Raw genomic sequence first — 15,130 nt, forward strand, 5'->3', positions numbered from 1 at the left:
TCCACCTTATTAGAATGAGGTTTTCACGTAGAGCGAGACGAAGTCGCGATCGGCCAACGACTGTCCGTAACTGAAATTGCCGTCCTCGCGCAGCCCGGCTTTCGGTGCGCCGAAGAAGTTCACGTAGTTGAGGCCGACATCCCAGCGCTGCAGGTAGGTGGCTTTGAGCCCGACGCTCCAGTCGCCGGAATGGGTATTGCCGAAACCGGATTTGTTGACCGCCGATGAGCGTCCATCGAGCACTATTCCCATACCGATCGGCACGGTGAGGTCGATTCCGTCGACGATCTGGAAGTACGCCGGCTCGATCAATACCCGCAGCGCCGTGGCATCGCGGGTGGTGTTGGAGTCCAGCGCGGCAGCGTTCTTGGTCACGCTCAAGGTGCGGTTCCAGGCCAGTTCGGCCAGGGCCGATCCGCCGTCCCAGAACGCGGTGGGGGACAACAGGTAGATCGCCGACAGGTTGGCGTGGGCGGTCTTGCCCCTGGCGAACAACTCATTGTCGCCACCATCGGCCGCCATGCCGGGGGTCACTACTTGCAGATTACTCACCAGCGGCGCGTTCCAGCGCACCGACGTCTCACCGGCAAAGTTGAACGGACCGTAGGCTGTGGAGAAGCTGACGCCGGCGGTCTTGATGTCTTCGGCGTAGACCTGACGATAGGAACCCAGGATCGGCAACCCGGTGGCCGCAGACGCCGCACCGTCCAGGTAGGCGTACAACCCGATCGGCGCTTTATCGTGGTACTGGGCCGCGTAGAACCCCAGTTCCAGCTCAGTGCCGGTCGGTTTGAAACGGATCTGCATGCCGCCCTGCCCCGAATTGCGCGGTTTCAAATCGCCGCCATTGACCGTGTCGTTGCCGAACACTTCGCGCAGAGGGCCACTGCCGTAACCGATGGCATCGACATCGCTCAGGTAGCTGCCGGCGCCGGGCAGATTGGAACGTTCCCACTCAAACTGATAGTAAGCACCCACCGACAGCTGCGGGTTGATCTGCAACTGCCCAGATATCTGATTGACCGGGCGCAGGATCTCCTTGAACTGAGTCCCCGGCACGCTGAGCAACTTGACGACATCGGTCGGGCCCTGGGCATTGGCAATGCCGTTGCCGCCGTAGAACAGGCTTTCCCCATAGATCAGGCTGTGTCGGCCCAGGCGCACCACGCCCTGGGAGTCTTCGCCGATGTCACCGCGCAAGAACACGAAGGCATCGAGAATTTCCGCGTCGCGCCCATGGAGCTTGCGGGTTTCACTGAGGAAATGTGTTTGCTCGCTGCTGTCGGTGTCCTGGTTGTAGATATCGTCGTACCAGGCTGCGCCGCTCACGCGCAGCCCATAGTTTTGCCGGCTCAGGTCCATTTCGGAAAACAGGTCCAGGCGGTTGGAGACCAGGCCGCTGCTGAAGTTCTTATCGCCCTGGCTCTGGATCGAGGGGTACAGGCCGTTGGCGGTTGGCGCGTTGACCAAACGGCTGTCCTGCCCTTGCAGGCGCCAGGCCTGGCTGTACTTGAGGGTGTTGTCCCAACGCAGTTTCCAGTCGGAGTCACCCAGGTCCATTTGCATGGCCTGGACCCTTTCGACCATCACACCGCTGCTGCATAACGCCAGGAACAGGGCGCAATGCTTGAAACCAAGGCAATCTTTGAGGTTATCCATGGACGTTTCTCATTATTGTTATTTTCGGGCATGGCTTTGCAGCCAACACGCTCGGGTAGCGGCTTGCACCGCTTTCTTCGGATGCACATTCAGATGTAGGTGGAGGCCAATCCCCCGTCGACGGGCAGGTTGACGCCGTTGATCCAGCGCGACTCGTCGGCACACAGGAAAGCGATCACCGCCGCCACCTCGTCGGCATAAGCGGGACGTTTCATGCGATGGGCATCGGCCTGGGTCCGGGCTTCACCGAGCATGCTCACGAAGTCGTCGAGGATGGGCGTGAAGACCGGGCCAGGCGCGACACTGTTCATGCGCACCGAATGCTCAAGAAACCAGGGTTGGGCCTGCAGATAGGTCCAGACGATCAAGGCTTCCTTGAAGTACTGGTAGCAGGTCTGGTCGGGCACCGGGTGCTCGGCCAGCCAGGCTTGCGCGGCGGCAAAAGCTTCGATGCGCGCCAGCGCCTTGTGCTGTTCCAGGCGTAACGGCCATTCGGCGCCGAGGATCGAGGCGATATTGACGATGCTGCCGCCCGCGTTGATGCGCGGCAGCAGCGCACGGCTCAAGTGGCGCAACCCGAGGTAGTTGACCCGCGCCAGCAGTTGCGGGTTTGCGGTGCCCGGCACCCCGGCAATGTTGCACAGGCTGTCGAACCGTGCGGGCAGCTGCGGCAGCAACCGTTCGATGGTTTCGGCACTGCTCAGATCGCCCTGCACAAAACCGTCCAGGGTCATGTGCGGCGCCTTGAGGTCCACGCCAATCACCTGGGCGCCATGGGCGCGCAGCAGGCTCGCCGTGGCGGCACCAATGCCCGACGAGACACCGGTCACCAATACAATCTTGTTGTCGAGTTTCATGTTGAGTCCTCTTATTATTTTTGTGCACTCGCAAGGCCTTCAGCTCATCGGGCCCTGTAAACCTGCCTGTCAGAAGGGGTAGACCGGCGCCTTGTCCTTGACCGTCACCCACTGCCATTGGGTGTATTCGTCCCAGTCCGCCGGGCCGCCGACGCTGCCGCCATTGCCCGAGGCGCCGCGCCCGCCGAACGGGTTGACGCATTCATCGGCGACGGTCTGGTCATTGATGTGCAACATGCCGCACTGCAACCGCTCACCAATGGCCATGGCCCGGCCCACCGACGGCGAAATGATCGCTGCCGCCAAACCGTATTCGGTGCGGTTGGCCAACTCGACGGCTTGATCATCGGTGGCGAAGCTGACCACCGTTGCCACGGGACCGAAGATCTCCTCGTCGAAAGCCCGCATGCCCGGTTTCACGCCGCTGAGCACGGTGGCCTGATAGAACAACCGATCGTGCTCGCCACCTGCCTCCAGCCGGGCACCGGCGCGTACGGAGTCGCTGACGATGTCGTGCACCCGTTTCAGCTGTCGCTGGTTGATCAGCGGCCCCAACGCGGCTTCGCCCTGGGCGGCGTTGCCTACGGTCAAGGCCCGGGCCTTTTCCACCAGTTTGCGGGTCAGTTCTTCGGCGATGGATTCATGGGCGAGGATCAAGCCGGTGGCCATGCAAATCTGCCCTTGATGCAGCCAGGCGCCCCAGGCCGCGTTGCGGGCGGCGAGATCGAGGTCGGCGTCTTCAAGAATGATCAACGGGTTCTTGCCACCCAACTCCAGCGCGACCTTTTTCAGGTTGCGCCCAGCCACTTCCGCGACCTTGCGACCGGCGCCGGTGGACCCGGTGAAGGCGATCATGCGCACGTTAGGGTCGCGGCACAGCGCCTCACCGGCATCCGCCGCACCGGGCAACACTTGCAGCAAGCCCTTGGGCAGCCCCGCTACCTCGAACAACCGGGCGATGAGCAAACCACCGCTCACCGGGGTCTGCGGATCCGGCTTGAGCACCACGGCATTTCCCGCCGCCAGGGCTGGCGCAACGGAGCGCATGGACAGCACCAGGGGAAAGTTGAAGGGCGATATCACCCCGACTACGCCATGGGGCTGGCGCCGCGCATAGGACAGGCGCCCCGCCTCGCTGGGCAGGACCACCCCATGGGCCTGGGACAGCAGGCCGGCGGCCTGATGCAACAGCACGATGGCTTCGCGCACTTCGTGTTGGCCCTTGAACAACGCGGCGCCGGTCTCCCGGGCCACGTACAGCGCCAGCTCGTCGAAAGACTGCTCGGCCACGTCGGCGGCCTTGCGCAAGATCGTCGCCCGTTGCCGCGGGCCCAGGGCCGCCCATCCCGGCTGCGCCAGGGCGGCGTCGCGGCTGGCCTTGGCGATGTCAGCGGAGTCGGCCGTGGCACAGCGCATCAGCCGCTCACCGGTGGCCGGCTCGATGATCGATTGCAGCGGACCCGACGCAGGCACCCAGTCACCGTTGAAGACACATTCCGACTCGATCACCTGGGACAACAGGTGGCTTTTGGATGCAGACATTTAACACTCCCGGCTCTTTGTTGTTGTCATCGTTTGCCGCACCTGGAAGGTATCGACGCAAACGCTGTGCAAGTGCTTGAGCAAGCGCTGTGCCGGTTTTGCCAGCAGACCTTGATAAACCTGGCGCAGGGCTCTGGATCAATGCTCTGCACCGAGTGCAAGGTTCATGGGGCCCTCACCGACGTGGCCGCTGGCCAGCCGCCACTTGTTCATTTGATAAAGTTATGTTTAATAACTATCTCGCCAGATGATCATTTCGATCACCCGCCATCAGGGGCATAACAATGAATAATCCCCACTGCCAGTTGCCGGATCACCGGATCGCCACCGAGCACTTCCGTCCACGGGGTGACAGCACCGAGCTGACCGACAGCAGTTCGCCCACGCCGGCAGAGCTCACCGCATGCCTGTTTTTCTCCCCCGATGACGGCCGAATCTGGCTCAACGACCAGCGCATGTTGCTGCTGCACAGTTCATCCTTCGGTGCCTTGCGCCGGGAAATCATCGAACGCCAGGGCCTGGAACAGGCCCGTGGCATGCTCACTCGCACCGGCTATTGCTCTGGCGCCCGGGACGCCCGGCTGATTCGCGAACGCTGGCCCCACGCCGATGCCGCGGCGGTGTTTCGCGCCGGCACGCATTTGCACACCCTTGAAGGCATGACCAAGGTCGAGCCACTGCATTTCAAGTTCGATGCCGACTCGGGGTTCTATGAGGGGGAGTTTCTCTGGCATCACTCCTGCGAGGCCGACGAGCATGTCGCCGCCTATGGCACCGGGCAGGACCCGGTGTGCTGGACCGAACTGGGCTATGCCATCGGTTTCGTCAGCGGGCTGTTCGGGCAACTGGTGATCTTCCGCGAAGTGGAATGCCGAGGCATGGGGCACGAACGCTGCCGAGTCGTCGGCAAGACCGCCGAACAATGGGGTGATGTCGAGCAGGACCTCAATTACCTCAACGCCTCACCGCCGACGGTCGTCGCGCGCACCGACAGTCAGTCGGACATTGTTGCCGGAGCCGCCCCGCTGCCGGACAGCGAACAGCCGCTGATCGGTGCCAGCGCCGCCTTCAACGCCGCGACCCAGGCCTTGCAACGGGTGGCCTTGACCCCCGCCACCGTGCTGGTCAGCGGCGAATCCGGCGTCGGCAAGGAGATGTTCGCCCGCCAGTTGCACCAATTGAGTCGCCGACGCGAGGGGCCGTTCATCGCTCTCAACTGCGCGGCCATCCCCGACAACCTGATCGAGGCCGAACTGTTTGGCGTCGAACGCGGTGCCTATACCGGGGCGACCCATTCACGCCCCGGTCGTTTCGAGCGGGCCCATGGCGGCACGTTGTTTCTGGATGAGATCACGTGCCTGAGCCTGGCCGGGCAAAGCAAGTTGCTGCGCGCCTTGCAGGAGCGGGAAATCGAGCGGGTCGGTGGTGGCCACGGCATCAAGGTCGATGTGCGGGTCGTGGCGGCCACCAACATCGACCTGCGCAAGGCCGTGGCGGACGGCGCATTCCGTGAAGACCTGTTCTACCGCCTCAACGTCTACCCCATCGCCCTGCCGCCCTTGCGCGAGCGTCGTGATGACATCCCGTTGCTGATCAATGCCTTCCTCAAGCGCTTTTGCCAGGAATACGGCCGCACCCCCATGGGCCTGACCATGCGCGCCTTGAAGGTGCTGTTGCGCTATGACTTTCCGGGCAACGTGCGGGAATTGCAGAACCTTATCGAACGCGGCCTGATCGCCAGCGAAGAAGGCCAGGCGATTGACCTGGTCCACCTGTTTCGCAATGAGCAACTGCCGGTGGATGCGTACTCCGTCGACCTGCACGGCGGTCTCTCGCCGATGGGCCTGGCCGCCAACGACGCCGCGCAAAAGCCGGCGCTGCTCCAGTCCCTCAGCCAACTGGACTCGGACTTCTCCATTGACGGCCTGGAGTCACGGCTGATCAACGAAGCCCTGCAACTGAGCAGCGGCAACCTGGCAGCGGCCGCACGCTCATTAGGACTGAGCCGGGCACAGTTCGCGTATCGGTTGAAGAAGCATCAACGGGGTGTCCCGGACTAACCCCCGAATCTGGGGGAATACTGCAAAATCTGTATCCACCATAAATCCCCTGTGGGAGCGAGCTTGCTCGCGATGGCGGTGGGTCAGCTGGCATTGATGTCGGTTGGGCTGACGTCATCGCGAGCAAGCTCGCACATTGGTTTCTGGGTGACTGCAAGGTCTGTGTCAAGCTGGGGGAAAAGCACCCCGCCGGTACTCGCTGGGGGTCTGGTTCATCTCTATCCGAAAATGCCGGTTGAAGTTGGACAAGTTGTTGTAGCCCACTTCAAAACAGATATCGGTCACCGGCATTTCGCTCTGCAACAGCAAGCGACAGGCACGCTGGACCCGCAGCTTGCGCATCAGGTCAATGAAGCCGTGTCCGGTGATGCGCTTGAAGAACCGCGAAAAGCCCGGCTCGCTCATGTCCAATTGGCGGGCGATCACCGACAGGCGCAGGTCGCCGGTGAGTTCGGCTTGCAGGTACTCGAAGGCTTTATGGATGCGCTCGGAACTGCGCGCATCGAGGGCCGGCGCGTAGCAAGGGCTCGCCAGGCTCAAGGCCTCGTCGTCAGGGGCTTGGTTGAGGGTGTGAAGCAGTTCCAGGAACAGCGCCAATCGCACCAGCCCCTGGGCCGGGCCGATGGCCTCCAGCAGGTGCGCGGCCTGCCGCGCGGTGTTGCCGTCGAAGGCCAGGCCACGGCGGGCACGTTCGAACAGGCCCTGCAGATCCCCCAGTTCGGGCAGGGTTCGGCGCAAGGTCAGCAGCGTGGCGCCATCGAATTGCAAGACCACGTCGCGCCCGGGCAGGTGCTCGCCCGGTGCCAGGTCGCCCATCCAGTCGTGGGGCAAGTCGGGGCCAATCATCGCCACATGGCCAGGGCCAAACGGGCCGATGTAGTCGCCCGCCAGCAGTTTGCCGCTGCCCTGGCGGATCAGGTGGATTTCAAATTCAGGGTGATGGTTCCAGCGCGCCATCGGGTACGGGTAGTCATGCTCGTACCAGCGAAAACTGTGTTCGGGCTCAGGCAGGATGACTTCCAGTTCGGCGGGTCGCTGCTCGAACAGGGGCGTTCGGTGATCAGGCATGTCGCGCCTCTTTTATCGTTATAGCGGGCACCTTACGCCGAGTGCGTAGCGCTTCGCCAGCCTCGGCCTGACCGCTCACTGATACTTTTTTAACCCAGGCCTGCCGCACTCAAGGGCGTTAAAAAAGTATCGGCACACGATCCTCCCTGCGTTTGTCGGCCTCCACGGGCGCTGCTGTAATCGGCTTGCCATTGGCGATGGACAGCTCTGCCCGACGCCACGCCCCCCACAACAATAATAATTCTGCGCCCAGGCGCAGCTCTGGAGAAGCTCATGAAAACGGTGCCCAAGGCGCTTGTCATGTTCGCGGGATTGTCTTTTGCCCTGGCCGCACAGGCCGCCGAGACCCTCACCATCGCCACGGTGAACAACGCCGACATGATCCGCATGCAAAAACTCTCGAGAACCTTCGAGAGCGAGCACCCGGACATCAAGTTGAACTGGGTGGTACTCGAAGAAAATGTCCTGCGCCAGCGCCTGACCACCGACATCGCAACCCAGGGCGGGCAGTTCGACGTGCTGACCATCGGCACCTACGAAACCCCGCTGTGGGGAGCCAAGCACTGGCTCGAACCGATGACCGACCTGCCCGCCGGGTATGACCTGGAGGACATTTTCCCTGCCGTTCGCCAAGGCCTTTCGGTCAACGACACGCTCTACGCCCTGCCCTTTTACGGCGAAAGCACCGTCACCTATTACCGCACGGACCTGTTCAAACAGGCCGGCCTGAGCATGCCCGAGCAACCGACCTGGAGCCAGCTCGGTGAATTCGCGGCCAAGTTGCACCAGCCTGACCAGGGCCAGTACGGCCTGTGCCTGCGGGGCAAGGCCGGTTGGGGCGAGAACATGGCGCTGCTCAGCACCCTGGCCAACACCTTCGGCGCCCGTTGGTTCGATGAACAATGGAAACCGCAATTGGACAGCCCGCAATGGAAGGCCGCCGCGCAGTTCTACGTCGACACATTGAAAAAATATGGCCCGCCGGGCCTGACCAGCAACGGGTTCAATGAAACCCTGGCGCTGTTCAACAGTGGTAAATGTGCGATCTGGGTCGATGCCAGCGTCGCCGGCTCCTTCATCACCGACACCAGCCAAAGCAAGGTCGCCGACCGTGTGGGCTTCGCTGCCGCCCCCATCGAAGTGACCCACAGAGGTGCTTCCTGGCTCTATGCCTGGTCATTGGCGATTCCCACCAGCTCCCGGCACAAGGACGCCGCCAAGTCGTTCGTTGCCTGGGCCACGTCCAAGGACTACATCCAGTTGGTCGCCAAGCAGGACGGCATCAGCAACGTCCCACCCGGCACGCGCATGTCCACCTACAGCGACGCCTACCTGAAAGCCGCACCATTCGCCCGGATCACCCTGCAAATGATGCAGAACGCCGACCCGGCCCACCCCACCGTCGAACCGGTGCCGTACGTGGGTATCCAGTACGTGACGATTCCAGAGTTCCAAGCCATCGGCACCTCCGTCGGCAAGCTGTTCACCGCCGCCCTCACCGGACAGATCACGGTGGAGCAGGCACTGGCCTCGGCGCAATCGAGTACCGCGCGGGAGATGAAGCGGGCTGGGTATCCCAAGAAGTAACGACCTCTGTGGGAGCAAAGCTTGCTCGCGGTGCTGGCACCTCGATTTCTGAGAGACCGCATCAGCTTCATCGCGGGCAAGCCTTGCTCCCACAGAGGGATACCTGCGCTACCCGTTATTGATTTTTTTGACTTCAGAAAGGACAACCCCATGAAACGACTGCAAGGAAAAAGCGCCCTGGTGACCGGTGCCGCCCGAGGTATCGGCAGGACGTTCGCCCAGGCCTATATCAACGAAGGCGCCACGGTAGCGATTGCCGATATCGACCTGGAACGGGCCCAGGCCACTGCCGCCGAACTGGGCGACAGCGCCTACGCGGTCAAAATGGACGTGACGGACCAGGCTTCGATCGACCAGGCCATCGAGGCCGTGGTGGCCCGGGTGGGCAAGCTGGATATCCTGATCAACAACGCCGCGCTGTTCGACCTGGCGCCCATCGTGGAGATCACGCGCCAGAGCTACGAGCGGCTGTTTTCCATCAACGTCGCCGGCACGCTGTTCACCCTGCAGGCGGCGGCGCGGCAGATGATTCGCCAGGGTCACGGCGGCCGGATCATCAACATGGCCAGCCAGGCCGGTCGGCGTGGCGAAGCGCTGGTCGGCGTCTATTGCGCCACCAAGGCAGCGGTGATCAGCCTGACCCAGTCCGCCGGGCTGGATTTGATCAAGCATCGGATCAACGTCAACGCCATCGCCCCTGGTGTGGTGGAGGGCGAGCATTGGGATGGCGTGGATGCGCTGTTCGCCCGCCACGAAAATCTGCCATTGGGGGAAAAGAAGCGCCAGGTCGGGCAACAGGTGCCCTATGGCCGGATGGGCACTGCGCAGGACCTCACCGGGATGGCGATTTTCCTCGCCTCGGCGGAGAGCGAGTACGTGGTGGCGCAGACTTACAACGTCGATGGCGGGAACTGGATGAGCTGAAAATCTGCGATTTCATGGCCTTGTAACGACGGAAATGGACTTATTCGCCCAAAAACTGATCCCACTACTTGAGGATTGTCCCGAACGGTACCCAACGGTGCCGTTCCAAGGGATTTCAAGAGAGCGTGAATACCGTTGCCCCAGCGGGGCAAAAATTGCGCATCATAGGCGCCGTCCGCTCAAGGGAGATTTACATGCGTGCCATTTCATCCGTCATGGGTCTTGTCGTGCTGTCGCTGGGCCTGGTGTTCGCCACCAGCGCTACGGCCACCGAAGAGACGCAACTGGTCGAGTCCATCAACCTTTTCCGCAGCCAGTCCCAAAGCTGCGCCGGCGAGGCCTCGCTGGAGTTGCCACCGCTGGCGATGGATTCCCGGCTGATCCTTTCGGCCAATGGCATCGGCGACCTGCAGCAGGCGCTGGCGCGGGCGGCCTACCCGATGGTCAACGTGCAGGCCATCAGCCTGTCCGGGCCGCGGGATGCGCAATCGGCCATGAAAGCTGTCCAGGAAAGCTTCTGCCAGGTCATACTCGACCCGCAGTTCGTAGACATCGGCGTCAGCCGCCTGGATCGCGAATGGCGCATCGTACTGGCGCGCCCACTGTTGTCGGCGCGCCTGGGTGACTGGCAAGCCGAAGGCCAGAAACTGCTGAAGCTGATCAACAGTGCCCGCACCCAGCCGCGTCGCTGTGGCACCGAAACCTTCGCCGCCACCACACCGCTGGCCTGGAACGCCACCTTGGCCCTGGCCGCCGTGACCCACACCCGGGCCATGGCCAACAACAATTTCTTCGACCACAAGGACCGCGACAACCGCATGCCGGGCGACCGCGCCGAACTGGCCGGTTACCTGGGTCAGTTGATCGGCGAGAACATCGCCGCCGGACAGGACACCGCGCTCAAGGTGGTGGACGGCTGGCTGGCCAGCCCGGGGCACTGCGCCAACCTGATGAACCCGCAGTTCCGCGAATTGGGCGCCGGGTACGCGACCGATCCGAAAAGCGATGCAGGGATCTATTGGACGGCGATGTTTGGCACCCAATAGCGCGGTGGCCGGGCCACCGCTATCGCGAGCAAGCCCGCTCCCACAGGGGATTTGTGGCGGACATGCAATCAAGTTCCACCACCAGCCTATGTGGGAACGAGCTTGCTCGCGATAGCCATTGCTCGATCAACCTCAGTGTCCGTACCTGACATCGTCCTTGCGCAGCACCTGCCGTACATGCCGCATGAACTGGCTCAACGAAGGCGATTGGGCCACCGGCTTGCGTTGCAGCAGGCCGATCGAACGTTTCGCCGGCTGGTCGATGGCGGTAACAGCACACTGCTCACCGATGTTGAACACCGCCGTGCAGCTGGCCGGCAACAGGGAAAAACCCAATCCTTCGCGCACCAGGGCTGTGGCCGTGCTCATATGCGCCACTTCCCAGGCCGGCACAGGATCGACGTTCAAATAGCGCAACGCAGCGTCAGCCAGGGGCCGGATGCTGGTGTCAGGCGTGAGGGCAATGTAGGGTTGCCGCTTCCAGTCGTCCTGGTCGTCATGCTGCGGGGCCTTGTGGCTCAGCAACACCAGATTGTCATCCAGTAGACGCACGAAGCTCAGTCCAGACAGATCGTCAGGCAACGAACTGATGCCGGCGTCCACCTCTGCCCGCTGCACCCAGCCCATGATTTCCCCGGCGCGGCCGTCCAACAAGCTCACCGTCACGCCAGGGTTTTCATGCTGGAAAGAAGCAATGGCGATCGGCAGGAATGACGCCGCAGCGGTGGGCAGGGCGGCCAGCCGGAGCGTGCCGCGGCTCAGGCTCAGGGTGTCGCGGGCATCGCGCACAGCGTCGTTCATGTCCCGGAGCATGCGCCGGGCCTGAGGCAGAAAATGCTCACCGGCCGGGGTCAGCTCGACGCTGCGGGTATTACGCGCGAGCAACTGCAACCCCATGCTTTCTTCCAGTTTGCGGATGCTATAGCTCAGCGCCGGCTGGGACAGGTGCAATTGTTCTGCCGTACGGGTAAAGCTCGACGTCTCGGCGATAAGGATAAAGGCACGAAGCTGTCTGAAAGAAACGTTCATGGCCGCACTTATAAAATTAATGAATCAATTGATTCTACCTTTAAAATTCACAGAACAATCCACGCCAGCCACTATGGGCCATCCCCACAGTGGAAACGGACATGACAAAAAAAATCCTCGTCGGCTGCGGCGCCGGTTTCGCCAATGATCGGCCCGACGCCGCGCTGCGCCTGGCCCAGGACCTGGCGCAGCGCGAAGGCCAGCGCTACATCATGCTCGAACTGCTGGCTGAACGGACCCTGGCCGAGGCGCAACTACGCAAGCGCCTGGATCCACAAGCGGGATATTCCCCCCGCCTGTTTGATTTCCTCGAACCCATGCTGGACCTGTGCATCGGGGCCGGCATTGCGATTATCACCAACGGCGGTGCCGCCAATCCCAGGGCGGCCGCGCAACGGCTGCGCCAGACGCTGGCGGGCCGCTTCCCTGCACTGAAAATCGCCTGCGTGCTGGGTGATGACCTGTTGGAAGAAACGCCGCCCCGTTACGAACAATGGTTGTCCTCGGATCCCTCGGAGCACCCCGTGTCGGTGAACGTCTACACCGGGGCTGACGGTATCACCCAGGCGTTGGCCGAGGGCGCTGGCATCGTGCTGTGTGGCCGGGTCGCGGATCCGTCGTTGGCCGTGGGGGCAATCCGCCATGGGTTGGGTTGGCCGGCTGACGATTGGCAGAAAATGGCCATCGCCACCACGGCCGGCCATCTGCTGGAGTGCTGCACCCAAGTCACCGGCGGCTATTTTGCCCATCCTGGGATGAAAGACATTCCAGACCCGGCCAATCTCGGCTGTCCCATTGCGGAGATCCATCAGGATGGCCGCCTGATCATCGGCAAAACCCGTCACTGCGGCGGACGGGTCAGCGAACAGACCGTCAAGGAACAACTCCTTTACGAAGTACACGACCCCCGACGCTATCTGACGCCGGACGTGGTGCTGGACCTGGGCCAGGCCCATGTACGGGACTTGGGCGATGACCGTGTTGAAATCAGTGGCCTGCTGGGTCATCCGCGTCCCGGTACGCTCAAGGGCTTGACGGGTGTACGCGGCCTCTGGTTCGGCGAGGCAGAGATATCCTACGCAGGCCCCGGCGCCGTGGCGCGTGCCGCGCTGGCGCGGGAGATCCTGCTGCAACGTTTTGACCAGTTGGCACCTGGGGTACAGCCCTGGATCGATCTGTCGGGGGTCGCCAGTCTTTTCAACGACCAGGGCGGTCGTTATCTGCAACAACAACTGGGCCAGGCGCCCGCCCTGGAGGATGTACGTGTGCGGATCGGCCTGACCCACACCGACCGACTGTTGGTGGAGGCGCTGCTGTCGGAGGTCGAGTCGCTCTACACCAACGGACCGGCGGGCGGCGGTGGCGTGCGGCGACACCTCGTCGAGACCGTCACCACCCGCAGTTTCCTGCTGCCGCGAGATGAAATCCATACAACCCTGGAGTGGTACTGATGAACCTGGTCACCCTCGCCGACTACGCCCATGCCCGTGCGGGCGATAAAGGCAACATTCTCAGCATCGCCCTGTTTCCCCGCGATCCGGCCCACTATCGGTGGCTGCTTCGGGAATTGACCTGCGCCCGAGTGGCCGAGCAATTCGCAACGCGACAGCCCTCCAAGGTGCATCGCTATGAACTGCCGAACCTCAATGCGCTGAATTTCGTGCTCGAGGACGCCCTGGAGGGTGGCGTGAACCGCAGCTGTGGTCTTGATCGCCACGGCAAGAGCCTGAGTTACCTGCTTCTGGCCTTGCGCCTGCCCGGCCCGCAAGGCTGATCGACTCACCGCCCGCGAACCTTCGACAACAATAAAAAAGAGAGGCTGCAACATGATTACAACCCTGGGTTTACTGATGATGCTCGCCATCATCGGATTGATATTGCTGCGCAGGATCAGCCCGGTGGTGGCGTTCACCACCCTTCCCGTGGTCGCTTGCCTGATGGCCGGATTCAATCCCGGACAGATCGGCGAATTCATCAAGGCTGGCCTGATTACCGTGGCCCCGACCGCAGCCCTGTTTCTGTTTGCCATCCTGTTCTTCGGCATCATGCGTGACCGGGGGTTGTTCGATCCTTTGGTCAACCTGCTGATCCGCAGCACGGGCGGCAGGCCGCTGGCCGTGGCGTGGGTAACAGTGTTGGTGACATCGGCGGTTCATCTCGACGGTGTCGGCGCCGCCACGTTCCTACTGACCATCCCGGCACTGCTGCCCTTGTATAAACGCCTGAACATGAGCCCGGCGATGCTGTTGTGCCTGGTTGGCACCACGGCCGGCGTGATCAATATGGTCCCTTGGGGCGGAACGACCGCACGCGCCGCCGCGGTGTCGGGGCTGGATGCCACCCAACTGTGGCTAGGCTTGCTGCCGGTGCAGATGGTGGGCCTGGCGTGCATGCTCGTTGTCGCGACAGTGTTGGGCTTGCGCGCCCAGCGTCGCCAACCGATGTCGCTGGGGGCGGCTGCAACGGTTGAACTGGACAGCCTGCACCCCCAAGACCGTGAATTCGCCCTCTCGCCCCGGGAGCTGCGCTACTGGCTGAACGTGGCGCTGACCGGTGGGATCCTGGTGTGCCTGTTCACCGGCATTTTTCCCTTGTATGCCTGTTTCATGGTGGGACTGGGCATCGCCCTGCCCTTGAACTTCCCGTCCCTGGACGCCCAGGCCGAACGCCTCAAGGCCCATGCGGCCGATGCGCTGCAAATGGTCCTGGTGATGATGGCCGCCGCCGTCCTGCTGGGCGTGCTCTCCGGCGCGAAGATGTCCGACGGCATGGCATTGGCACTGATCGATATCATGCCCGCCGGTTCTGCCCAATATCTGCATGTGATCGTCGGCTTCTTCGGCGTCCCCCTGGGAATGATCTTCTCACCCGACGCCTACTATTTCGCCCTGCTGCCGGTGATCAGGGACGTGGCCGCCGCCGCGGGAGTCCCCCTCGAAGCCGTGGCCCGGGCCATGTTGATCGGTGAAAACGCCGGATTCTCCATCAGCCCGGTGGTGCCCAGCGTGTACCTGGCGCTGGCGTTGTCCGGCGTAGAGCTGCGCAAGCACATCGCCTATACGTTCTTCTGGGCCTGGGGTGTCAGCCTGGCGATGCTCGCCTTTGCCGTGATGACTGGAGCGGTACAGGTGTGAGCGCGCGGTGAATGCGGTGCTGATGGATGCGTTTGATGAGGCCCAGGCATTGCTGCCTCAAACGTTTGGGGTCCTAAGTGGCCGTTACCGCAGCAAAGGATATGTACCCAATCCAATCCAATCCAACCCCAACACCAAAGAAAACGGCGCCTTCCCCTCCCTCGGAAAAAGCGCCGTATCCTTAAGTGAACAGCATTACGCTCAATGCGCAGCGTTCTTGTACC

At 62.5% G+C, this 15,130-nt stretch carries 12 protein-coding genes; 7 read left to right on the forward strand and 5 right to left on the reverse strand.

All coding sequences use genetic code 11. The annotated features are described in order from the left end of the window. Positions 1-9: 9 nt before the first annotated feature. The 3 genes from AC09SL_RS24495 to AC09SL_RS24505 form a co-directional block, all read right to left on the reverse strand. On the reverse strand, positions 10-1,659 hold the full coding sequence (locus AC09SL_RS24495) for a DUF1302 domain-containing protein (protein WP_058543963.1): 1,650 nt from the start codon (positions 1,657-1,659) through the stop codon (positions 10-12). Positions 1,660-1,748: 89 nt separating this feature from the next. Continuing rightward, positions 1,749-2,516, reverse strand: a complete 768-nt coding sequence (locus AC09SL_RS24500; RefSeq protein WP_058543964.1) for a coniferyl-alcohol dehydrogenase — start codon at positions 2,514-2,516, stop codon at positions 1,749-1,751. Positions 2,517-2,585: 69 nt separating this feature from the next. Continuing rightward, positions 2,586-4,058 carry a benzaldehyde dehydrogenase gene (locus AC09SL_RS24505; protein ID WP_058543965.1) on the reverse strand — a complete coding sequence of 491 codons (1,473 nt, stop codon included), beginning with the start codon at positions 4,056-4,058 and terminating at the stop codon, positions 2,586-2,588. Between the two features lie 284 nt (positions 4,059-4,342). Here AC09SL_RS24505 and AC09SL_RS24510 point away from each other — a divergent pair, with 284 nt between their 5' ends. After that, positions 4,343-6,118, forward strand: a complete 1,776-nt coding sequence (locus AC09SL_RS24510; RefSeq protein WP_058543966.1) for a sigma-54-dependent Fis family transcriptional regulator — start codon at positions 4,343-4,345, stop codon at positions 6,116-6,118. Between the two features lie 165 nt (positions 6,119-6,283). Here the strand turns inward: AC09SL_RS24510 and AC09SL_RS24515 are convergent, their stop codons facing one another. After that, positions 6,284-7,186 (reverse strand): helix-turn-helix domain-containing protein, encoded by a 903-nt coding sequence (locus AC09SL_RS24515; protein WP_058543967.1) that lies wholly within the window; start codon positions 7,184-7,186, stop codon positions 6,284-6,286. A 273-nt stretch (positions 7,187-7,459) separates the two neighbouring features. On the opposite strand from AC09SL_RS24515, the gene AC09SL_RS24520 reads away from it, so the two are divergent. The 3 genes from AC09SL_RS24520 to AC09SL_RS24530 all read left to right on the forward strand — a co-directional run bounded on the left by AC09SL_RS24520 (position 7,460) and on the right by AC09SL_RS24530 (position 10,743). Continuing rightward, the gene (locus AC09SL_RS24520; RefSeq protein WP_064107089.1) at positions 7,460-8,773 is read left to right on the forward strand and encodes an ABC transporter substrate-binding protein; all 1,314 of its coding nucleotides are present in this window, start codon (positions 7,460-7,462) and stop codon (positions 8,771-8,773) included. A gap of 150 nt (positions 8,774-8,923) precedes the next feature. Continuing rightward, a complete protein-coding gene (locus tag AC09SL_RS24525) occupies positions 8,924-9,697 on the forward strand; it encodes an L-iditol 2-dehydrogenase (RefSeq protein ID WP_058543968.1) in 774 nt (257 codons plus the stop codon). A gap of 194 nt (positions 9,698-9,891) precedes the next feature. Beyond that, entirely contained in the window at positions 9,892-10,743 is an 852-nt protein-coding gene (locus AC09SL_RS24530) for a CAP domain-containing protein (RefSeq protein ID WP_058543969.1), read from the forward strand. Positions 10,744-10,875: 132 nt separating this feature from the next. On the opposite strand, the gene AC09SL_RS24535 is transcribed toward AC09SL_RS24530, so the two are convergent. Beyond that, on the reverse strand, positions 10,876-11,772 hold the full coding sequence (locus AC09SL_RS24535) for a LysR family transcriptional regulator (protein WP_058543970.1): 897 nt from the start codon (positions 11,770-11,772) through the stop codon (positions 10,876-10,878). A 101-nt stretch (positions 11,773-11,873) separates the two neighbouring features. On the opposite strand from AC09SL_RS24535, the gene AC09SL_RS24540 reads away from it, so the two are divergent. From AC09SL_RS24540 to AC09SL_RS24550, 3 genes are read left to right on the forward strand one after another with little or no spacing between them, the layout of a single operon-like run. After that, positions 11,874-13,223, forward strand: coding sequence for an acyclic terpene utilization AtuA family protein (locus AC09SL_RS24540; RefSeq protein ID WP_064107088.1), 1,350 nt, complete (start codon positions 11,874-11,876; stop codon positions 13,221-13,223). Then, positions 13,223-13,546 (forward strand): AtuA-related protein, encoded by a 324-nt coding sequence (locus tag AC09SL_RS24545; protein ID WP_081264524.1) that lies wholly within the window; start codon positions 13,223-13,225, stop codon positions 13,544-13,546. Before AC09SL_RS24540 ends, AC09SL_RS24545 begins: the two co-directional genes overlap by 1 nt. Positions 13,547-13,598: 52 nt before the next feature. Further along, a complete protein-coding gene (locus AC09SL_RS24550; RefSeq protein WP_058546850.1) occupies positions 13,599-14,906 on the forward strand; it encodes a CitMHS family transporter in 1,308 nt (435 codons plus the stop codon). Positions 14,907-15,130: the final 224 nt, after the last annotated feature.

The sequence above is a fragment of the Pseudomonas sp. PF05 genome (assembly GCF_056521845.1).